At 69.0% G+C, this 20,142-nt stretch carries 16 protein-coding genes and 3 pseudogenes; 11 read left to right on the forward strand and 8 right to left on the reverse strand.

Going from position 1 to position 20,142, the window contains the following annotated elements:
- Positions 1-145 precede the first annotated feature (145 nt).
- The 5 genes and pseudogenes from ACFYW8_RS36790 to ACFYW8_RS36810 all read left to right on the forward strand — a co-directional run bounded on the left by ACFYW8_RS36790 (position 146) and on the right by ACFYW8_RS36810 (position 3,072).
- Entirely contained in the window at positions 146-373 is a 228-nt protein-coding gene (locus tag ACFYW8_RS36790) for a hypothetical protein (RefSeq protein ID WP_389089058.1), read from the forward strand.
- Between the two features lie 399 nt (positions 374-772).
- Positions 773-1,411, forward strand: a complete 639-nt coding sequence (locus tag ACFYW8_RS36795) for a class I SAM-dependent methyltransferase (RefSeq protein ID WP_389089062.1) — start codon at positions 773-775, stop codon at positions 1,409-1,411.
- A gap of 234 nt (positions 1,412-1,645) precedes the next feature.
- Positions 1,646-1,997, forward strand: a pseudogene (locus ACFYW8_RS36800) (hypothetical protein).
- A gap of 133 nt (positions 1,998-2,130) precedes the next feature.
- Positions 2,131-2,315 (forward strand): annotated as a pseudogene (locus tag ACFYW8_RS36805) (hypothetical protein); the annotation flags it as partial.
- Positions 2,316-2,430: 115 nt separating this feature from the next.
- Complete coding sequence (locus ACFYW8_RS36810) at positions 2,431-3,072, forward strand: hypothetical protein (protein ID WP_389089065.1); 642 nt, start codon at positions 2,431-2,433, stop codon at positions 3,070-3,072.
- A gap of 4 nt (positions 3,073-3,076) precedes the next feature.
- Here the strand turns inward: ACFYW8_RS36810 and ACFYW8_RS36815 are convergent, their stop codons facing one another.
- Together ACFYW8_RS36815 and ACFYW8_RS36820 are read right to left on the reverse strand one after the other, a co-directional pair.
- A complete protein-coding gene (locus ACFYW8_RS36815; RefSeq protein WP_389089068.1) occupies positions 3,077-4,636 on the reverse strand; it encodes a hypothetical protein in 1,560 nt (519 codons plus the stop codon).
- A gap of 699 nt (positions 4,637-5,335) precedes the next feature.
- Positions 5,336-6,661: an LGFP repeat-containing protein gene (locus ACFYW8_RS36820; protein WP_389089070.1), complete on the reverse strand. Its 1,326-nt coding sequence runs from the start codon at positions 6,659-6,661 to the stop codon at positions 5,336-5,338.
- Positions 6,662-7,363: 702 nt separating this feature from the next.
- Between ACFYW8_RS36820 and ACFYW8_RS36825 the strand changes: the two genes are divergently transcribed.
- From ACFYW8_RS36825 to ACFYW8_RS36845, 5 genes are all read left to right on the forward strand, one after another.
- Positions 7,364-7,609: a DUF3761 domain-containing protein gene (locus tag ACFYW8_RS36825; RefSeq protein ID WP_389089073.1), complete on the forward strand. Its 246-nt coding sequence runs from the start codon at positions 7,364-7,366 to the stop codon at positions 7,607-7,609.
- Positions 7,610-8,370: 761 nt separating this feature from the next.
- Positions 8,371-8,793: a DUF6069 family protein gene (locus ACFYW8_RS36830; RefSeq protein WP_389089076.1), complete on the forward strand. Its 423-nt coding sequence runs from the start codon at positions 8,371-8,373 to the stop codon at positions 8,791-8,793.
- A 207-nt stretch (positions 8,794-9,000) separates the two neighbouring features.
- The gene (locus ACFYW8_RS36835; RefSeq protein WP_389089079.1) at positions 9,001-10,191 is read left to right on the forward strand and encodes a serine hydrolase domain-containing protein; all 1,191 of its coding nucleotides are present in this window, start codon (positions 9,001-9,003) and stop codon (positions 10,189-10,191) included.
- A gap of 294 nt (positions 10,192-10,485) precedes the next feature.
- Entirely contained in the window at positions 10,486-10,704 is a 219-nt protein-coding gene (locus tag ACFYW8_RS36840; protein ID WP_389089082.1) for a hypothetical protein, read from the forward strand.
- A 143-nt stretch (positions 10,705-10,847) separates the two neighbouring features.
- Entirely contained in the window at positions 10,848-12,056 is a 1,209-nt protein-coding gene (locus ACFYW8_RS36845) for a DUF2235 domain-containing protein (RefSeq protein ID WP_389089086.1), read from the forward strand.
- A gap of 55 nt (positions 12,057-12,111) precedes the next feature.
- Here the strand turns inward: ACFYW8_RS36845 and ACFYW8_RS36850 are convergent, their stop codons facing one another.
- The 5 genes and pseudogenes from ACFYW8_RS36850 to ACFYW8_RS36870 all read right to left on the reverse strand — a co-directional run bounded on the left by ACFYW8_RS36850 (position 12,112) and on the right by ACFYW8_RS36870 (position 18,084).
- Entirely contained in the window at positions 12,112-12,300 is a 189-nt protein-coding gene (locus ACFYW8_RS36850; protein ID WP_389089133.1) for a DAPG hydrolase family protein, read from the reverse strand.
- A gap of 8 nt (positions 12,301-12,308) precedes the next feature.
- Positions 12,309-14,300, reverse strand: coding sequence for an acetoacetate--CoA ligase (locus tag ACFYW8_RS36855; protein ID WP_389089089.1), 1,992 nt, complete (start codon positions 14,298-14,300; stop codon positions 12,309-12,311).
- Positions 14,297-15,900: pseudogene (locus ACFYW8_RS36860) on the reverse strand (bifunctional 3-(3-hydroxy-phenyl)propionate/3-hydroxycinnamic acid hydroxylase). The gene ACFYW8_RS36855 and the pseudogene ACFYW8_RS36860 overlap by 4 nt, the downstream one beginning before the upstream one ends.
- 74 nt (positions 15,901-15,974) lie before the next feature.
- Positions 15,975-16,913, reverse strand: coding sequence for a fumarylacetoacetate hydrolase family protein (locus ACFYW8_RS36865; RefSeq protein ID WP_389089093.1), 939 nt, complete (start codon positions 16,911-16,913; stop codon positions 15,975-15,977).
- Between the two features lie 25 nt (positions 16,914-16,938).
- Positions 16,939-18,084 carry a VOC family protein gene (locus ACFYW8_RS36870; protein WP_389089097.1) on the reverse strand — a complete coding sequence of 382 codons (1,146 nt, stop codon included), beginning with the start codon at positions 18,082-18,084 and terminating at the stop codon, positions 16,939-16,941.
- Between the two features lie 135 nt (positions 18,085-18,219).
- Here ACFYW8_RS36870 and ACFYW8_RS36875 point away from each other — a divergent pair, with 135 nt between their 5' ends.
- Positions 18,220-18,867, forward strand: coding sequence for a TetR/AcrR family transcriptional regulator (locus tag ACFYW8_RS36875; RefSeq protein ID WP_389089100.1), 648 nt, complete (start codon positions 18,220-18,222; stop codon positions 18,865-18,867).
- Positions 18,868-19,181: 314 nt separating this feature from the next.
- Here the strand turns inward: ACFYW8_RS36875 and hemC are convergent, their stop codons facing one another.
- Positions 19,182-20,114, reverse strand: a complete 933-nt coding sequence (hemC, locus tag ACFYW8_RS36880) for a hydroxymethylbilane synthase (protein ID WP_365874888.1) — start codon at positions 20,112-20,114, stop codon at positions 19,182-19,184.
- Positions 20,115-20,142: the final 28 nt, after the last annotated feature.

Consider the following 20,142-nt stretch of genomic DNA (forward strand, 5'->3'; position numbering starts at 1 on the left):
GGCTGGAACTGCCGCGGTCCCGCGGATCGGCGCCAGGACCGTATTGACGGCCTGTTTGGCGGCGTGCACCGCCGCTGGGGGGCGCGGTGATCGACGCGAGCACGTCGCTTGTGGCGCTGTCCGGTTCGGCGTCGGGAACGCTGGCGTGGCCAGGTTGAACCGTACCGCTTCCGCGCCGTCGACGAGCCGCCCGGTCAGCAGCAGGTCGCGGGCCGCGGCGTTCACCCTGTACCTGGCGGTCGCGCAACCGGCCGATGCGGCCCTGCCGGAAAACCTCGCGCTCGCGGCCGTCCTGCACCTTGCAGCGGTGGGAGCGGGCGCCGCGATGTTGGGCGCGCTCGTTCGTACGCGACTGGTGTCGTCGAATGCGTAGCCCACTCTCTCCCGCGGGCGTCCTCGGCATGCCAAGCGCTTCAACGGGACCAAAGGCGCCATGTGGAGCGCTCAGGAACGCAAGGAGTGCTCACGGAGACGAGAACGACGGGGCCCAGACCGTTACGTGACGAACAACCTGGACACTCTCGCGAGAGCGCTGTGTACGGTGACCGACGATCTGCTGAAACAGTGTCCGGACGTGGCGCCGTGGCGGCCTCCGTGGGCATCTCGCCGCAGCACACCAACGCCGGGCTGGTCACCCTCGCGGGTGATGCGGGCGACGCTCGGTTTCACCGGCATTTCCCCGCGATCTGCATGATCGGCGTCACGTCAGTCCCCATCCCTACGATCATCCCCCATGGGGACGGCGAATCCGTCGGTGTGCACTCGGCAGGCCATGACCGGCCTCTACGATGGCCCGATGCGCCGTTCCGCCGCAGAGCCGTACTGGAACACCAACGTCGCCCGGCACCCGGGCATCCTTCGGGCTGTCCCCGAGGGGTGCGGCGAGGCCCTGGACGTTGGCTGCGGAGACGGGTTGCTGGCTCGGAAGCTTGCCGAGCGGGCAAAGCACGTCACCGGGATCGACAAGTCGCCGGACATGATCGCCTGCGCATGCGAGTCCGCTGCCGGCCACCCGCAACTCACCTTCGTCGAGGGCGATTTCCTCACCGCCGAACTTCCAGGTGCGGCGTACGACTTCGTCTGCTCGGTGACCACGATCCATCACATGGACTTCGAGGCGGCTCTCGTCCGCATGCGTGAGCTGCTGCGGCCTGGCGGCATGTTGGTGGTGGTCGGTCTGGCCTGCGAGGCGAGCGTGACGGAGTGGGCGATGTTGATCGCGGCTGCCCCGATCGTGCGGATCGCGAAGGTGCTGCGTCGCGCGCGTGGCCCGCAGGGCATGCCGGTCACCGACCCGCAGATGAGCTATGGGCAGGTGCGGACTGCTGCCCGGCGGCTGCTGCCCGGCGTGCGCTACCGTCGGCATGTGTTGCGCCGGTACTCGCTGACCTGGGAGAAACCTGCCCGCTGATCCGGCATCGATGCGTTTCCCCATCCTGGATGGTTTGAATGTCTGCCATTCTCCATGTCGGTGCCTCCCGATTGTCCATGCCTATCGCGGAGTTCGGGATCGAGGGACCTGGTCGTCACGACGGCTGTCCGCGCTCTCGACGACATGGTCACTGCGCCAGCCCACGGCGCGTCGGTATCGTGGCGCCGTGGAGAACGAGGAACCGGAGCGGTCGCGATGAACGTTGCACTGGACATGACCTCTGCTCTCATACGTGGAATCGATCCGCACACAGTGCCGGGTACGGACGGCGACGTTCTGCGCGCCGGCCTCGACAGGGAACTGGCTCGCTTTGGCGAGCACGGCATCGATGCGGCCCATGACGCTGATCGCATTGGATGACTCGGCCGAGTCCACGATGGTTAAAGTGCTGGCCGAGCGCGAGTGGGACGTCGTGGTCATCGGGGGCGGGATACGCAAGCCCGAGCCGCTTCTGACGCTCTTCGAGCACATCGTGAACCTGATCCGCCAGCATGCGCCAAGAGCGGCAATCGCATTCAACAGCAGTGGTGGCGACAGCGTCGAGGCCGCCAAGCGATGGCTGTGAGGCCGGGCCCCGGACAGCCCGATCACAAGATCAGCGACAGAGCCCGGAATTCCCAGGACGAACGTCACGCAATTCCCCAGGTGTCCGCCGTGGCGGGTCCAGATCAGACCCGTCGTCAGTGGTCGTTGCGAGGATGCTCACCGTGACGCCATTGCTTCTTATTGACCTCGAACGTGCTGTTCGCAGCAGCTGGGGTGCTGACACGAGCCCGCCGGAGTTCCGGTCACGACGGAGCCGGACAACCCAGCCCGGAGCCAGTACAAAGTCACCGCCATGGTTCCCGATGACTTGCTCGGCGGCGAGCTGATCCGCGGTGTTGAAACGGGTGCCGTTCGAGTGATGGTGCGGTGTCGTCGAGCGGTGGTGTGGGAGAGCCAGGCGGTGGGTGTGCGACGTTGAGGGCCGATTTGACCGCGAGCGGAGGGCCGACGCCATGACTTCAGCGGGGATCCGTTGTCTTGCCGCCACCGTGCTGGTCGCTGCGCTGGCGGCGACGACGGGCTGCAAGGGGGACTCGGGTTCGGGCGAAGGAACCGCGCCGAGGACCAGCCAGCAGGAGACCGGAAACGGCACGGGGACGCCGGAGGCGGCAGAGACGCTCGCCTCAGTCTTCCCGGGCAGTGACGACGAGGGCGGCTCCGAGCCGACGATCCACATGTCGCAGGCGAGGGTGAACAAGCCGACCACTGGCAACGTGGCGATCAACGCCCGGGGCGGCGAGCAGCCCAAGCCGCTACAGAACCTCGCCTACCGTGCCGAGAGCAATGGACAGGGAGGGATGCAGGGAACCAACTGCCTGGGCCCGCATCCGCCGAACCCATGCGCGGCGACCATCGAGCACACACCGGCGCAGCCGGGGCCGTACTCCGGAGAACTGGTCATCACGACTGCGGACGGCACCACCACGACCTACCCCGTGGTCGGCTTCGCGGTCGGGGACGCGGCCTCGACCACGCAGTCCCCCACTTCTGAGACCTCCACCCCTGAGAGCCCCACGACGACGGCGCCACCCACCCCTTTCGAACCCACCACCACGCCGCCGCCTCCCACCGAGAACGGCACATCGACGCCGTAGGCCCTTACATCACGCCGCGGATCTCCACCCACACGGTGCCGTCATCGGGCAACGCGACGACGACGCGGTCGTTCCATCGGGATGTGTGGGAGACCAGGTAGAAGCGGTTCGGTGCCTTCGCGATGATGCGGAAGCCCTGGTACTCGTAGCGATAGGGGCCGAGTCCGGGGCCGTGGTCCCTGGGGATAATGCCTGGCGCATAGTGAGCCAGGGGCACCCGCGAGTGGACCACCACCCACTGGGTGCCCCGGTAGCCCCCGTCGGTGTCCGACCTTGCGTCGCCGCGGCCGACCGCCGCCACGTACTGCGTCATGTCGTAGAACAGGCTCAGCGTGAGCAGGGCCAGGAGGAGTGTGCCGCCGGCCAGCCACATCCGGTCGCCGGGCGGGTGCCTGTTCCGGGCACCCGCGTCCGTGGTCAGGTGCAGTTGGACGGCGAAGACGGCCAGTGTCGCCCCCACGGCCACCGTCAGGGCCGGCACGAACTGCTGTGCCCATTGCGTCGGCAGGACCTCCCAGCCGAAGGCCACCAAACCCACCAGCACCACCCCCACCCCGAGGGCGAGCAGCCAGCTGATCACCATGCGGCGACGAGCAGCACGCCTCGGTCCGTCCAGCCGCTGCGCCAGCCAGCCGAGCGCCAGAAACGAGATCAGGCCACCGATCAGGAACATACACAGGGGCAGGAAGATCACGTTCGTGCTGTTGGCGACGGTGCCCTGGATCGAGAACCCGAGATCCTCGGGGAAAACACCGAGGGTGGTGTAGTACGCCTTGATGTAGAGGCTGCCGAAGTAGTAGAGCAATGCGAAAACGATGGTCCCCGGGGCGGCGATGTACGCCGTCTTCCTCATGAGGGTCGCCGCCGGCGAACGCGCGGGCTCCGGGCTGGGTGGCGGCTCCGGCGGGGTGGACATGCCCCGAGTGTCACCGCCGCCGGCCTCCGCTGCACCCGGTGGCGTGCCGTTCGGCTGAGTCGCACGAACGGCGTACGAAACGTGTGCGGTACGCATGCGGAGCTGAGCGGTTTCCGCCCAGGCGGAGCTTGTCGCCGAACGAACCGGTGCCGTTTCCCGGTAGTCGGGTTTGATCCACTGCCCAGGAAGCCGTATCTGGGCCTCCGAGCCCGGCTCGACATCATCCCGCAGCACCGTGACCTTCGAGCGGGCCGCCTCATCGGGCAGGTTCTCGTGGACCCAGCGGCGGAACGTCGACAAGGACGCCATCAACTCGCCCTCGTCCCTCAGCCGTTGATGGATCCTGGTGACCGTTGTGGTCTCCAGCAGGGACTTGACGTAGTTGCGGTGCGGTTCGGTCTCTCCCCACCGGACCTGGTTCAGCTTCCGGTCGGCCAGCTCCGGGAACCAGCTCTTGAGCAGTTTGGCCCAGTCCGACTCGCTCATGGGCGGGCCGCCCGGGACGATCCCGGCCGCCTCTGCCGGCGCCAGGCACTTCCTGACCGTCTTGCGGTCCCCCGGCGAGGCGGACACGTGTCTCTTCGAGCGGCCCGCGTACCAGTGCACGCAGATCTCGACGATGGGGGAATTGCCTGACCGTTGATACACCCCGGGGATCACGCAAGCCCGGACGGCGCGCCTGGCAGGCGTCTCCCGCCGGTGGTACAACGCCATCGAAGCGGGGCGCCCAGCGAACTACAGTGACGCCTTTCCGTATGCAGTCCGCCGCATCCTTGCGCTGGAGGCCGGAGTGGGACATCCTCCACCGGATTGTCCGCGGGGCCCCGGAGGCGAACCCCGCGAGCCCACATGACCGGCTGTTACCACCAGTTCTCCTCGCCCTCGTCGAACAGAGTCCGACCTGGGGCATCTACCTCAGCGACCACCGCTGGGACGTTCTCGCCTACAACTCACCAGTGCAGGAATACTTTCCACGGGTGACCAAGGGCCTCAACATCGCTGAATAGGTGCCGACTTGGCCGGAAGCCCGGACTCAGCTCATCAACTGGCAAGAAGACTGGGCACTTCCCGCGATCGCGGCACTCCGAGTTAATGCCGCGCAATGGCCGCGTGACGAACGCCTTGGAGAAGTCATCGAGACTGTGCGCCGCGACCCGATCGCCGCAAATTGTGGAACGCCCCTGATAGTTCGAGGGGATTGACACCCCGGAAACGACGATGATCCCGCCCGATCTTCCGATCGGACAGGATCCCGTCAACCGCTCCCGAGCAAACTCAAGAACGGTCGGTGCCCTGACGCGGAAGGGGTTCGGAAGACACCGCCACCGCATCCACCAGGCCAGTCCGTCAGTAGGTTCCGGTACGGATGTTCTCGTTGATGTAGCGGAAGTAGGGGCTGCTGACGTCCTTGGGTGTCCCGGTGTGGTTGGTTCCCTCGGGCACCTTGCTGCCGGCGAACCAGTCGCTGACCACCTGTGCCTGCTGCTCCAGGTTGAAGTCACCGTAGGCGGGCCCAGCGTGACCATAGACGTACGGGCTGTCGCCCGTCGCCTCGCAGACCTTGGAGGCGAAGGCATCCGCCAACAAGGTGAGTTCCATCGCCACGTGGTGGATCTGCCAGGCATGGACCAGTTCGTGGATGAAGACCTGTCCGGGAACACCGCTGGGGTATCTGCGAGGGTCGTCGAACGCACCGGCACCCATGTTGAGTGTGATCTTCCCGTCGTACCGGGGGAAGGTGAAGGCGCGGTCCCCGCCGCCGATGGTGTCCGTGAGCACGATCCTGTCCCTGGGCGGCAGCGACCCGCTGAACACCTCCGCGTTCGCCCAGTTGTATTCCTCGTCGGTGAGCTCGCGTGTACGGCTGCCGAGCGAGGCGACTCCCTCTGCGGCGATCGCGAGCAGAGTGTTCGCCGGGCCGGCCATCCACAGGATGCCCTCGGCGAGCCGTGCACCCGGCACCAGCGAACCGGTGCTGACCAGCGAACCGATCTCCAGCCCGACGAACACGATGGCCCCGACCGGACCGAGCAGACTGCCGACCTCCCACTTGATCAGCCAGGCGATCGCGCTCTCGAGCGTGCTGCCGATATCGCTGGCGTATCCGAGATTGGTCTCGAGCTGCGTGTCGTTGAAGGCCGCAAGATGGTCCCTGACCAGTGGCTGCACTGGTCCGTTCTCGTCCCAGTCGTTGTTTCGGGAGCCGGAGGTGAAAGTGCCGCCCACGTGGCCATAGTGCGCGAATGCCACTGCCTGGCCGGACGAGGCCCGCACAACTGCGGTGATGCCGAAGTCGTAGCCGTCCGCGCCGCTGTCGTGCGCATGGCCCTGCCAGCGCGTCGACCCGTCGCCGTTGATGGTGACCGTTACCGAGCCGCCGAGCGCGGCCAGTCCGCCGCTGACGATCGGGGCGCTGAGGACCAGTGGATCAAAGAATGCTCCAGTCTCGGGCGACCACGCGATGCGACCTCGTTCGAAGTTCTGCTCACGTCCGGGCAGGCCGCTGCGGTCGTGCTCGGCCTCGACCGGATATCCGACCGAGCTGGTTTCCCAACCGCGAACGGCCCAGCGGCCCCGGATCGCACCGTAGACGGGGTGTGCGCCTGTTTCGGGAGTCCAGTAGATGGAGGCTTCCGGGTTGCCGGGTACGTGCATGGCGACCGGCTGCGCCATCCCGCCTCCCCGCACCGATCGGACATGTCGTCACATCCAATCGGCACGAGGACCTGAGCCCCAACCCGGCGAACCTACGAAGGTCATCACTCTGCCGCCGAGCATCACGAGGCTGGTGGCGGTCAAGCACCTCGTGCTCTACGGCAGCACACAAGCGGGCAGAGCCGGAAACCTCTGCTCCGGCCGTGGACCGGCGGCCTTGGAACGACGCGCTGGCCATGGTGAGTCCGGTTGCCGACCATGAAACCGCCGAGTCTGCCTATGCCATCGACGCGGAGATCTGGCGGACTCATCTCGTCCTTGCCGGCGAGTCCACACGCAGGACCGGTAGTTCGTCCTGCGTGATCTGGTGGAGGACCGCCGCCGACTCGCTGCCGCGGGGCCGACCCCGCGGCGTCTTCACAGCCGTCCAGGTCCGGATGATCCGGTGTGGGCCACCCCGCAGGCTCGCCCCGGCGGCAGGTGGATCCAGGATGACTTCGCGCCCGCCGACCGGGAAGAACGGGCCGCTCGCGTCCGAGCGGGGGCGGGCGCCTTGGATCACTCTGCCGCAACCCTGCCGTACAGGCGTACGCGTTGGTCGAACGCCCCGTGACGGGTCGGCCACGACTGTCACGATCCGGCGATCAAGGGGCGGCAACGCACCGTGAGGATCAACCGACGGTGACAAGATCGCATCTTCATACCATCGAGGGGGACTTCATGCTGACCAGATTCCGGGGCGCTGTGGCCGCGGCCGTCATGGCGGGCGCGCTGCTGGCGCCCGTGGCCACTGCCACCGGTGCCGCGGCCGCGTCGTGCGCCCACCACACCACGGGTGTGTGCAAAGCGAACTCGCCCCATCCGCGCGGCGCGACGGCGAAGTGCAAGGACGGCACCTACTCCTACAGTGCCAGCTTCCGGGGGACCTGCTCCCACCACCGAGGCGTCAAGTACTGGTACCGGTAGGCGGACAGCCGAGGACGCCCCGCCCATCCACGGGCAGGGGCGTCCTCGGCTTTTGGCCCGAACCGTCGCGACGAGCGGCGCGGCGACGGGCAGCGATCCGTGTCCGATGCGGCGGACCCGGCCGATCGACTGGGCGGCGTTCCGCAAGGCGCTCCCGCCGGCGCCCGACGACGCCATGGTCACCTGTGCTCCAGGACTGCGCGGCCGACACCGGCGCAGCGCCGGCCAAGGGCGACCTGGGCAGCGTCAATCCACTGGAACTGGTGCTGAGCACCGACACGGTCATCCCCAGCCACGACGCCTTCCGGGGCCCCGAGCAGAACTACCTGGCACTGGACACCACGGGCGCGGCGACCGCGTGCGGGATCGCTCCGCCCGCCGGGACCGGGACCACCCGGTGCCCGGCACCCAGCGCATGGAGATCCACCGAGCGAACGGCAGCCGGCCGACGACGGCTGCCGCTACGAACCGGTGACCAAGAAGCTCAGGCGTCGATCCGGGCCATTGACCAGGCCATCCGCCCTCCCGGAGGCAGACCTTTCACGCACCTGGGGTCAGGCTGCTTGCCGACGCTTGCCGCGCCGGCTGTCGCTCTCCGAGGTGGACCAGGAGCGACGATCTCGAATCACAGGGAGGGCTCGGTCGCTCCGTTGGGCGAACCTGCCGAGATGGAGCCAGTTCGGTGTCGTATCCGGTCGGTGTCGTTCGTGGGTAGGTCAGCGGGCGGCACACGGTCGCCCCTTCCCGAGAAGGAGGCCGACGTGTCCAGAACTGCCTCGCTCACCTCTCAGGCCGGATCCCCCGAGGCGAACCGTCGCGCGCTGTGGTGGCCGGGTTTGGCGTTGGCCGTTGTCGGCGCGGCGGCCGCCACGGCGGTCGCGGTCGCGGCCCGCGCCGTTGGTGCGTCGCTTGAGATCGCGGGCGAGCCGACCCCTTTGCCGGATTTCGCCCAGCTGGGGTTCGTGTGCTCGGTGGTGGGCGTCGTTCTGGCGGCCGCGTGCCGTCGGTGGGCGGGCCGGCCGGCCCGGGCGTTCGTCCGGGTGACGGTCCCGCTGGTGGTGCTGTCCTTCCTCCCGGACCTGCTCATCGGCGATGTCGACGCCGCCACACGGGTGACGCTGGTCCTCACCCACGTCGCCGCTGCCGCGATCGTCGTCCCGGGAATCCGGTCCCGCCTTCGATAGCCGACGCGCACGTCCCGGAACCAGCCGGAGAGTCTTTCGCCCCTTCCCAACCTGCCGAACCTCGTGGGTGGTTGGGCTGGCAGGGCGGGTGAAGCCCCAGGCCGATGGGTTTCGACCGAGAGATTCGGCGGCGCGGCATCCTCACGGAGCGTGGGGTCGGAGCGCAACGTGTAACTTGCCAACGGGCCGGGACGGCGGAGGAGACAGATGGCTACGGGTGGCTTCTCGTCGAAACGGCTGCTCCGGGTACGGGAGTTGGTCGACCGTCACGTCAACTCCGGTTTCGTTCCCGGGATGGTGGCCGTCCTCGCACGTCACGGTCAGGTGCACGTCGAGGCAACGGGAGCGCTCGCGTTCGAGGACGCGGGCGCGGGCACGCCGATGGCGGTCGACACGATCTGCCGCATGGCCTCGATGACGAAGCCGATCGTCGCCGCGTGTGCCATGACGCTCGTCGAGGACTGCACCCTGCGCCTCGACGACCCGGTCGACGGCCTCCTTCCGGAGCTGGCGGACATGACGGTGCTCGCCGATCCCGACGGGCCACTGGAGGACACCGTTCCGGCGAAACGCCCGATCACCCTGCGGGATCTCCTGACCTTCACCCTCGGCACCGGCATGGTCCCGGCCGAGCCGGGAACAGTCCCGATCTCGGATGCGCTGGACACACTCGGCGAGCAACCGCCGGACGAGTGGATGCGCCGGCTCGGCACGCTTCCACTCGTCCATCACCCGGGTGAGCGCTGGATGTATGAGACCGCAGCCGACGTGACCGGCGTGCTCATCGCCCGCGCGACGGGCATGTCCTTCGGCGATGCCTTGCGCGAGCGGATCTGCGACCCGCTCGGCATGAAGGACACCGCCTTCAGCGTGGGCAGCGAAAGCGCCGACCGGCTGGCGACGGCGTACGCGCGCGAAAACGCAGCCGACGGTGAGCCGGTCGTCGAGGACGGCCCCGACGGGCGGTGGATCCGTCCACCGGTCTTCGAAGGAGGTGGCGGCGGGCTCGTCTCGACCGCCCAGGACTACCTCGCCTTCGCCTCGGCGCTGCTCGCGGGCGGCGTCCGTCACGGCGAGCGGGTGCTCTCGCGGCCGTCGGTGACGCTGATGACGAGCGACCACCTGACCCCGGCACAGAAGGCGGTCTCCGGATTCTGGCCGGGATACTTCGACACCATGGGCTGGGGGTTCGGGATGTCCGTACGCACCCGCCGTACGCAACTGGGCCCCTCGACCGGGAGCTACGGATGGCCGGGCCTGTACGGCACGGCCTGGTACAACGATCCCGCCGAGGACATGACGGCGATCTTCGTCATGCAGCGGGCGCACGCCGGAGACCAGATGCTTCCGATGTGGAACGACCTCTGGACCGCGGTCTACCAGGCGATCGACGACTGACCAGGAACGGTGCCGGCGGTCCGTCGATCCGAGCGTCCTCCCCTTGGCCTGCTCATCGTCCTGGCAGGCTCATCGACGAGCTTCCTCGTCGATGAGCCGCTTGCGCCGCTCGGTGGTCTTCCCAGCAGAGAACTGTCACCACGCTGTCGGAGAGGCACCTGACCGTGGGACGCGTGACCGAGTCGGCCGACGTGAGGGTGCGCGCGCCGCATCACTACGGCGAGATCGGCCCCGTAGGGTCGTCCACGCCTCGGCCGGATACCGGGCCTGCTCGGCGGGTGACGTGGAGCCGCCATGGGAATGCTTGCCTACCGGCGGCTGGGCTTCGGACTGCGCGAGATCGCGGATCTGATCGACGACCCGGACACCGACGCCGTCGGACGCCTGCACCGGCTGCATGGCCTGCTCCGGACCAGCGCAGCTCCGGACCAGCGCAGCTCTGGCCCGCTCCGCACCGCGCCGGACACGCGGACCTCTGCACGGCGCAGCGCGGACCGTGCGCTTCGACAGTGATCTCCTGCCACCTGGTCCGCGACCGGTTCCCCGGCGCCGGTTCCCGCCGCCAGTCGTCGCATGGCACGGCCCGGCGACTGGTGCAAGCATGGAAGTGGTGCTGAGCACGGCTCCCGCTCCGAGTTCTCGCGAGGAGGGATCGTATGTCCAAGCGCCTGGTCATCTGCTGCGACGGCACATGGAACTTCGCCGATCAGCCGAGCAGAACGAATGTCGCCAAGGTCGCCCTGTCCGTGCTCCCGGGTTCCGTGGACGGGAGAGAACAGCGCGTCTACTACCACAGTGGCGTCGGCACCAATCGGTGGGAGCGCCTCAGCGGCGGCGCGTTCGGCGTGGGCCTGTCCCCGAACATCCTCGACGCCTACCGGTTCCTCGTCGATACGTACGAGCCCGGTGACGAGCTGTTCTTCTTCGGTTTCAGCCGGGGCGCGTTCACCGCGCGCAGCCTGGCGGGGCTGGTACGCAACAGCGGGATCCTGCGCCGCGATCAGGCCGACCGGATCCGGCAGGCCTGGGCCCTGTACCGCGACCGGATCGAACGGCCGAGCGGCACGGCCTCCACGTTGTTCCGGCGCACCTACGCGCGCGAGACGGAGATCCACTTCATCGGGGTGTGGGACACGGTCGGCGCCCTGGGCATCCCGGTCCCGGACGCCGCTTGGCTCCGGCCGGCGGTGACCTGGTTCAACCACCGCTGGGCGTTCCACGACACCGACCTGAGTCGCTACGTCAAGGGTGCCTTCCACGCACTGGCCATCGACGAGCAGCGCTCGTCCTTCCGGCCGACTCTGTGGCACCAGCAGCCCGGCGCCGCGGAGCAGGGCCAGGAACTGAAGCAGGTCTGGTTCGCCGGGGTGCACTGCGATGTCGGCGGCGGCTACAAGGAGGCCGGACTGTCCGACATCCCGCTGCTGTGGATGGTGGATCAGGCCCGTAGGTTCGGTCTGCGGTTCGACTCCGACGTGCTCACCGAAGCCGGGCCGAGCGCGACGACGCCGCCGGAGGGCATCGACTTCCGCGTACAACCGGACAGTTCGGGGGACCTGCACGCCTCACGGACGGCGCTGTTCCGAATGGCCAGGCCTCTGTACCGGCCCATCGGCAGGGCCGCGAACGACGAGGGCGTGCTCGACGGCAACGAATTCCTGGCCGTACCGGCCAAGGAGCGCTACGACACGGACACGCACTACCGGCCGCCGGAGTTGGAACGGTGCCTCGCGCGCCGGGACCGGATCCGGCTGGAACCCGTGCTGCTGCCGGGACTTGGCGCGGGTCTTCCGCCCATGTCCGCCGCGGGATCCGAATCGCGGGCGGCGACCGACGCACTGCGTGGGCCCCGCCGTACCGAGTGACATCACGACGAAGAACCAGGGTGTGGATCAGCACCCGCAAGGTCAAGCCGCAAGGTCAAGTCACCGACGCTGCCGGTCGGTCAGGGTCCGGTCCGCGCTGCGGTCCTCCCCCGGCGCCGCGTACTGGTGGGCGTCGGGAACCACAGTTTGTAGTCGGGAACCACAGTTCGTAGCGGGCGCTCTCCGTGTTGTGCCAGCCGAACCACCACTCCCACATCTGCGCGGTGACGCCGAAGGTCAGCAGCGCTCAGCTCATACAGCATCGGGAGTCTGGTTGCGGGCTCGGCGTTCGGTGCCCAGGCGGGCGTAGTAGTCGATGAGGTCGGGCGCGTCCACCGCGGCCGGGTTGACGACCGCTTCGACCTGGGCGCCCTGGAGGAGTCGTTTGACGGGGACTTCCAGCTTCTTGCCGGTGCGGGTGTGCGGGATGCCCGGCACTTCGAGGATCTCGTCGGGGACGTGGCGGGGTGAGACGCCGCTGCGGATCGCGTCCTTGATCTGGGTGCGCAGGTCGTCGTCCAGGACGGCTCCGGCGGTCAGTGTCACGAACAGCGGCATCCAATGGCCTCCGTCGGGCTCTTCCGCGCCGATGACGAGGGCTTCGGTGATCTCGGGGAGGCGTTCGACGATGTCGTGGATGTCGGCGCTGCCCAGACGGACGCCATTGCGGTTGAGGGTGGAGTCGGATCGGCCGTGGACGATGACCGAGCCGTGTCGGGTTCGTGTGATCCAGTCACCGTGGCGCCAGATGCCGGGGTAGGCGGTGAAGTAGGCGTCGTGGTAGCGGGTGCCGTCGGGGTCGTTCCAGAAGTACAGCGGCATCGACGGCATGGGGCGGGTCACGACGAGTTCGCCGACCTGGTCGGTGACGGGGAGCCCCGCGGTGTCGTAGGCGGCCAGCGCCACGCCGAGGTTGGGTGCTGAGAGTTCTCCGGCCCAGATGGGGGTGTTGGGTGCGCTGCCGGCGAAGCCGGAGACGATGTCGGTGCCGCCGCTGGTGGAGGCGAGCAGGACTCCCTCGCCGACGTGGTCGCGGACCCAGGGGTGGGCAGAGGCGGGCAGGGCGGAGCCGGTGCAGCCGACCAGGCGGACGGACGACAGGTCATGGACGGCAGGATTGATGCCGAACTTGGCCATGCCCAGCAGGTATTGGGGGCTGGTGCCGAACACGGTGACCCGGTGGCGGGAGGCCAGTTTCCACAGGATGTCGGGTTGCGCGAGCGGTGCTGGGCTGCCGTCGTACGTACAGGTCGTGGCTCCCGTAAGGAGGGTGGAGGCGATCAGGTTCCACATCATCCAGTGGGTGGTGGTGTACCACAGGAGACGGTCGCCGGGACCGAGGTCGGAGTGCAGACCCAGGGTTTTGAGATGTTCCAGCAGGACGCCGCCGTGGCCGTGCACGATGCCCTTGGGCAGGCCCGTGGTACCGGAGGAGAAGACGACCCACAGGGGGTGGTCGAACGGTACGGGGGCGCAGGTGAGTTCTTCCGATCGGGTGGAGGCGTCCTCCCACGGGACGACGAGCGAGGGATGGTCGTGGGACGGCCAGGGCAGGCCGACGTGGTCCACGAGCAGGGTGGCCTTCAGTGTGGGCAGGGCGCCGGCCAGTTCGAGGGCGGCGGCGCGCCGGTCGTGTGTGGTGCCGTTGAAGAGGTAGCCGTCGGTTGCGACCAGAACGGTCGGCTCCAGCTGGGCGAACCGGTCGGCGGCCGCTGTGGGGGCGTAGTCCTGCCCGCACACCGACCAGACGGCGCCCAGGCTCGCGGCGGCCAGGAACGCGACGATGGCGTGCGGGGTGTTGGGCAGGTAGCCGACGACGCGGTCGCCGCGGCGGACTCCCAGGTCGCGCAGGGTGGCGGCGACGGAAGCGACCTGCACGCGCAGCTGGCTGCCGGTCAGCTCGTAGGCGGCGCAGGTCTCGTCCAAGGCGATGACGGCGCTCTGGTCGTCGGGGAGATTGCGCAGGGCGTGGTGGGTGTAGTTGAGGGTGGCTCCGGTGAACCAGCGGGCGCCGGGCATGGTGTCTTCGGCGAGGACCTGCTCGTAGGGGGTGTCGGCGTCGATGTCGAAGTACTCCCACACGGCACGCCAGAAGCCTTCGAGGTCGGTGACCGACCAGTGGTGCAGGGCGGCGTAGTCGGTGCCGTCCAGTCCTGCGTGGCGGGCGAAGTCGGCGATGCGGCTGTCGGCGACGTCCTTCGGGTCGGGTGTCGTGAAGGGGACCGGGTCGGGGCTGGTGGTCATCCGGTGGCGCTCCTCAGCGGGCTCTTGCGGGCAGTCCGTGGGTGGGGACGGAGGCGGGGGCTGCGCGTGGTGTGCAGGAGGAATGCCCAGGCGGCGGTGTCGGTGAAGGAATCGCATCCTGTGGGGATGACGTCCAGGACGACGCGGTCGGGGCGCAGGAGGACGGCGTCCGCCCGGCCGGCGCGCAGCCAGGCGGCGAGGGTGCCGTCGTCACCCAGTTCGGTCACGCGGATCGGGCGGGCGCCGAGGCTGTGGGCGAGGGCGTTCAGCGAGGGGGTGGGGGCATTGGCGGTCAGGATGGTGAAGGAGTCGCCGAGCAGGTCGTCGAGACGGGCTCTGCCGGTACCGGTACCGTGCCGGTCCAGGGCTGCGGGCAGTGGGTGCCCGCGAGGCCGCGCCGGCCCCGCCGCATCCGGCGTCGTACGAGCGGCCCGGTGGCCAGGGCGGGGCTGAGGTCGCGGCCGGCCGCTGCGGTCAGGCCGGGTATACGGCAGGCCGCGGCCAGGAGTCTACGGCGGAGTGCCGCGGCGCCGTCCTGGCCGCCGGTCATGGCCCAGCCCATGGCGACCGCGAGGCGGATCATGTGCCGGGCGTGCGGTCTGCGTTCGCTCTCGTAGGTGTCCAGCAGCCGTTCGTCGGCGCCTTGTCCGAGGACTCGGGCCAGTTTCCAGGTGAGGTTGTAGGCGTCGCGCAGCCCCGAGCACAGCCCCTGTCCGACGAAGGGCGGTGTCAGGTGGGCGGCGTCGCCCAGGAGGAAGACGCGTCCGCTGTGCCACCGGTCGGCGACGAGCGCCCGGAAGGTGTACTGCCTCTCTCGGACGACCTCGAAGTCTCCTGCGTGCGAGGGCGGCAGCCATGGGGCGAGGAGTTCACGGACTGTCTCGTGGCGGTCTTTGAGGCGGAACTCCCAGCGGTAGCGGTCCTCGCCGACGCGCATGAAGGTGGCCGGCCGGCTGGGGTCGCAGATCTGCTCGACTCCCTCCCAGCAGCGGACGTCGGCATCGGTGCGGATGTCGAGGACGGTCCAGCGTTCTTCGAAGCGCAGGTCTTCCCAGGCGGCGCCGATGGCGGTGCGGGTGATGCTGTTCGCACCGTCGCAACCCAGGACGGCCTCCGCCCGCAACTGGTGCTCGCCGTGCTCGTCGCGGTAGGTCACGCGGACGGGGCCCGCGCCGTGCGGGCGGATGCCGGTCACTTCCGCGCCGCTGCGCAGTTCGCACTCCGGGCGCAGGGTGAGGGCGTCGCGCAGCAACCGCTCCAGCTCGGGCTGGTCGAACATGCTGGTCTGCGGGTATCCGTGGTGGCCGAGCGCCGCGCGCGGGAACTCAGCCATCACGCGGTGCCGGGCGTCCAGCAGTCGCAGTCCGCGCGCCGGGCGGCTGATCGCGGTGAACTCCTCACCGACACCGGCGGCTTGGAGGATCCGGTGGACCTCGTCGTCGGCTGCTACGGCGCGTGGCAGCGGGTAGGGGGCGTGGTGGCGTTCCAGGACGACGGTGCGGACTCCGCGCCGGGCCAGGAGGAGGGCGGCGGTCACTCCCACCGGCCCGGCACCGATGATCACCACGGGTATGTCGGCCGGGGTGTGTTCGACGGTCATGTGCGGCTCGTTTCGGGTTCAGTACATGTCGGTCACTTCGCGTCCGTCACTTCGCGTCCGTCACTTCGCGTCCGTCACTTCGCGTCGGTCACGGAATTGCGCTGCTCGCCGAGGTCGATGCGCCCGTCCGGGGTGGCGATGGTCGCGGTCACGACGTCGCCGGGGTGCAGGTAGTGAGGATTGCGGGCCTGGCTCTTGAAGAACGCCCTCCATTTCACTGCGGGCGGCAGGAGAGCGCCGATCTTCTCGATGGCCTTCGGCGGGGCCTTGAGCGCCGTGCCGCCGGGGGTGCCGGTCAGCAGGAGGTCTCCGGCGTCGAGGGTCTGGAACCGGGCGAGCAGTGTCAGCGCCTCGGCCGGCCGCACGATCATGTCGGTGAGGGTGCGGTCCTGGCGGAGGTCCCCGTTGACGCTCAACTTCAGCCGCAGGCCGAGGAGGTGGGCGAAGTCCTCCTCGTCCAGCAGAGTCAGGTGGGGGCCGGTGGGGGTGAACGTCGGGTACGACTTGCTCTCGTAGAACTGCGTCTTGGTGAGCTGCACGTCACGCGCGCTGACGTCGTTGGTGATGACGAGGCCGGCGACGTACGAGGGAAGGTCGCCCTCTTGGACGACGGTGCCGACAGGCAGTGGCGTGGCCATGACCAGGCCGAGTTCCACCTCGTAGTCGAGGAACCGCACGTGCTGGGGGCGGACGATGGCATCGCCCGGGCCGCTCACCGAGCCGGACGCCTTGCGGAAGAAGGTGGGCGGGATGTCGCCGGTGAAGCCGGAGTCGCGTGCGTGGCTGCGGTAGTTGACCATCTGGGCGACGACCCGGCAGGGGGTGGTGACCGGGGAGAGGGCGGCCAGGTCCGCGACGGGTGTGCCCGCCGCGGTGCTCTCGGCGGCCTCACGGACGGCCTGACGGTCGGCGATCAGGTCGGCGGTGGTGACGGCCTTGGTGTCGATGAGGACGGCGTGCTCGTCGCGCACCACCCACCAGCCGTCGGCGGTGCGCAGGATGTTGGTGCTCATGTCGGTGCCTTTGTGAGGGTGCGGGTCAGGAGTTGGCGGCCTTCATCAGGCCGAGCAGACGGGCGGGGTCCATCTCGTTGTCGCCGCGCAGGGCCTGGATGACATCGCGGATCCGTTGCGGGGAGGGGCTCGCGCCGAGGAAGTCGCGGGTGGCGGGCGGCCCCCACTGGGCCAGTCCGCTGGTCGACATCGGCGCCCAGCCCGGTTCGAGGTCGCGGGAGAACAGGTCGCCGTCGGCGAAGTGCTCCAACATGAAATGGTCGGGGTCGCGCCAGTAGTCGAACAGTTGGCTGCCCTGGATGTGCCGGCCGATGCCCCAACTGCGCTTGTAGCCGCGCTCGCCCAGGTATTCGCCGCCTGCCGCGATCGAGTCCAGGTCGGTGACCTGGTAGGCGGAGTGGACGTAGCCGTTGGCGGGGCCGAGGTGCATGGCCAGGGTGTGGTGGTCGACGGCCAGACCGCCCTGGTCGCAGCGGATGAACGCCATCGTCGGGCCGCGCCCGCGCTGCCCGTCCAGGAACAGGAAGTCCGACACGATCATGCCGAGGGTGTCGAGGTACCAGTCCAGGGCCCGCGCGAACACCCGCGTCTCCAGCACCACGTGGCCCAGGCGCTGGATCCGGGACGGCTCCCGCGGTGGGCGCTGGGTTGCGTCGGTGCGACGCCGCTCGGTGCCGAAATTGAGGATCTGCGGCTGCTGCCCCGGCAGTTCGGGGAGCGGTTCCGCGCAGTGCACGACCCGTACCGGAAAGCCGGAGGGGTCGAGCAGGTCGACCACCGTGCCGCCGCCTGGCACGTCCGCACCGCGCACGTCGCCACCGGTGGCGCGCGCCAGACGGTCAAGGTCGCCCCGTTCCGCCGCGCGGAAGGCGGGACCTATGAAGCGGGACGTGCGGCCGCGCCGGATCACCATGCAGGGCGATCCGGAGAAGGTGCCCCGCAGCCACAGTTCGCGCTCGGTGCGTGCGGCGGTCTGGAAGCCGAAGTCGCGGGCGAAGACTTCCGCCCGCTCCAGGTCCGGCTTCTCGAATTCCAGCCAGGCCAGATCCGCCACCTTGATCACGGGATTCCGGGAGCGTCCCGGATGCTCACCGCGCTGGGCACCCTGCTCACTGTGGAGATCTTGATGGGCCGTCTTCGCGTCGGCCCCGTTGAGGCGGGTTTCAGACATGGTGCCCTCCCAGCAGCATCGCCGTAGTGATGAAATCATCAACTATGAGAGTCCCGTCGTCAATATGTTCAGGACGGGAAATGATGATTTCATCAGGACTGCGACAATCATCGCCACGGCGGTTAGAATCTGCGCATGCCTACGTCAGCCCCGCCCGGCAACCGGTTCGATCGACGCCGCGCCAAGACCCGCGGCGCCCTCGTCCACGCGGCCCGGCAGATCCTTGCCGAGACCGGGGACACCAGCGCCAGCATCCAGGTGATCGCCGAGCGCGCCGATGTCGGCTTCGGCTCCTTCTACAACCACTTCCAGTCCAAGACGGAGCTGTTCGACGCGGCAGCGGTCGACGCCCTGGAGGAGTTCGGCAGGACCTTCGACGAGAGCCTGACCGGGATCGGCGACCCGGCCGAGCTCGTCGCGGCCGGTTTCCGCCTCAGCGCCCGGCTGACCACGTCCCACCCGGAACTGATGCAGGTCCTGCGCCACTGCGGCCTGTCCCACATCCACTCCGACAACGGCCTGGCCGCCCGGGCGCTGCGGGACCTCCAGGCCGGCATCGCCTCCGGCCGCTTCACCGCCGTCGATCCGGCGGTCGCCCTCACGGCGCTGGGCGGAACCCTCCTGGCCCTGGTCGAGCTGCGGTTCGCGCGCCCCGATCAGGACGGGGACGAGGCGGCGGCGAACCTCGCCGAGATGGTCCTGCGCATGCTGGGCGTCCCGCCGGACGAAGCCCACGAGGTCGCCCGACGCCCTCTTCCCGACCTCGCCTCCCCGGCCGCTTGAAGCCTGGTGCAGGAGCCCGTGATTCGCAGCTCGGGGTCCGGGCCTCGGGTGATCTGATCACGAGGCCAAGGCGAGGTCGCGCATGTGGGCGACGGCTCGGACCACGTGGTGGAGGCCGCCGCCGGCAGTCGCGGAGGGCCAGCAACCGCTCGATCCGCTGCAGCCGCTGCCCCTCCTGGTCGGTCGGTCCGCGCACACGGACAGGCTGAGCCAGCGCGCCTCGAGCGGTCGGATCGGACGTCACCCCACGTCCGACCGCCGTGACCACCGACCCGGCGAACCTATGCGGCAGTGGACTGGACAGCACCCGTCGGTCAGTGGGCGATGCTGTCGATCAGTTCGCGGGCGCCCTGCCGCAGCAGTGCCAGTGCGACCGAAGCGCCGAGGTCTGAGGGGTTGAGCCGTCCGGCCCATTCGTGGGCGTTCAGGACGGTCTTCCCGTCCGGGCTGAACACGCAGGCGCGCAGCGACAGATCGCCCCGGGAGGCCTTGGCGTATCCGGCGATCGGGCTGTTGCAATGGCCTTGGAGGACGTGCAGGAACATTCGTTCCGCGGTGGCTTCCCGGTACGTGTCGGAATCGTTCAAGGCGCTGACGATGTCGATGGTGGGGGTGTCGGTTTCACGGCACTGAAGTGCCAGGATGCCGGCCCCGATGGGTGGGATCATCGCTTCGGTGGACAGGACTTCGGTGATGACGTCGGGTCGGCCGATCCGCTCCAGGCCGGAGACGGCCAGCAGCAAGGCGTCGACGTCACCCGCGGCGAGTTTGTCCAGGCGGCGGTTGGCGTTGCCGCGGAACGGCACGCATTCCAGGTGCGGGTGGGAGGCGGCGAGTTGCGCGACCCTGCGCACCGAGGAGGTGCCGATCCGGGATCCCGCGGGGAGCTCGTCGAGGTGCAGGCCGCCGGGGTGGACGAGGGCGTCCCGGATGTCGTCGCGCTTGAGGTAGGCAGCGAAGGTCGTGCCGGCCGGCAGTGGCCTGTCCGCGGGCACATCCTTGACACAGTGCACTGCGACGTCCGCCTCCCCGGCGACGAGTGCGGCGTCGACCTCCTTGGTGAACGCCCCCTTGCCCTCGACCTTGGAGAGATCTCCCATCCATTTGTCACCGGTGGTCTTGACCGGGATCACCACGGTCTGGATACCGGGGTGGAGCGCGCCGAGTTCGGCGCGGACGCGCTCCACCTGGGCCAGGGCCATGGGCGAGTCACGGGAGACGATGCGGATCAGCTCAGAGGCGGACATGTCGTACACGATAGTGCGTCAGAGCCGG

The sequence above is a fragment of the Streptomyces sp. NPDC002742 genome, from assembly GCF_042888885.1.
Classification (GTDB): Bacteria; Actinomycetota; Actinomycetes; order Streptomycetales; family Streptomycetaceae; genus Streptomyces.

Excerpts from the sequence above, each read along its gene's own strand:
- ACFYW8_RS36855 (WP_389089089.1), bottom strand. The coding sequence starts at position 14,300 with ATGACCACCAGCCCCGACCCGGTCCCCTTCACGACACCCGACCCGAAG.
- ACFYW8_RS36820 (WP_389089070.1), bottom strand. The coding sequence starts at position 6,661 with ATGGCGCAGCCGGTCGCCATGCACGTACCCGGCAACCCGGAAGCCTCC.
- ACFYW8_RS36845 (WP_389089086.1), top strand. The coding sequence starts at position 10,848 with ATGTCCAAGCGCCTGGTCATCTGCTGCGACGGCACATGGAACTTCGCC.
- ACFYW8_RS36795 (WP_389089062.1), top strand. The coding sequence starts at position 773 with ATGACCGGCCTCTACGATGGCCCGATGCGCCGTTCCGCCGCAGAGCCG.
- ACFYW8_RS36810 (WP_389089065.1), top strand. The coding sequence starts at position 2,431 with ATGACTTCAGCGGGGATCCGTTGTCTTGCCGCCACCGTGCTGGTCGCT.
- ACFYW8_RS36870 (WP_389089097.1), bottom strand. The coding sequence starts at position 18,084 with ATGTCTGAAACCCGCCTCAACGGGGCCGACGCGAAGACGGCCCATCAA.
- ACFYW8_RS36865 (WP_389089093.1), bottom strand. The coding sequence starts at position 16,913 with ATGAGCACCAACATCCTGCGCACCGCCGACGGCTGGTGGGTGGTGCGC.
- ACFYW8_RS36835 (WP_389089079.1), top strand. The coding sequence starts at position 9,001 with ATGGCTACGGGTGGCTTCTCGTCGAAACGGCTGCTCCGGGTACGGGAG.
- ACFYW8_RS36875 (WP_389089100.1), top strand. The coding sequence starts at position 18,220 with ATGCCTACGTCAGCCCCGCCCGGCAACCGGTTCGATCGACGCCGCGCC.
- ACFYW8_RS36825 (WP_389089073.1), top strand. The coding sequence starts at position 7,364 with ATGCTGACCAGATTCCGGGGCGCTGTGGCCGCGGCCGTCATGGCGGGC.
- hemC (WP_365874888.1), bottom strand. The coding sequence starts at position 20,114 with ATGTCCGCCTCTGAGCTGATCCGCATCGTCTCCCGTGACTCGCCCATG.
- ACFYW8_RS36840 (WP_389089082.1), top strand. The coding sequence starts at position 10,486 with ATGGGAATGCTTGCCTACCGGCGGCTGGGCTTCGGACTGCGCGAGATC.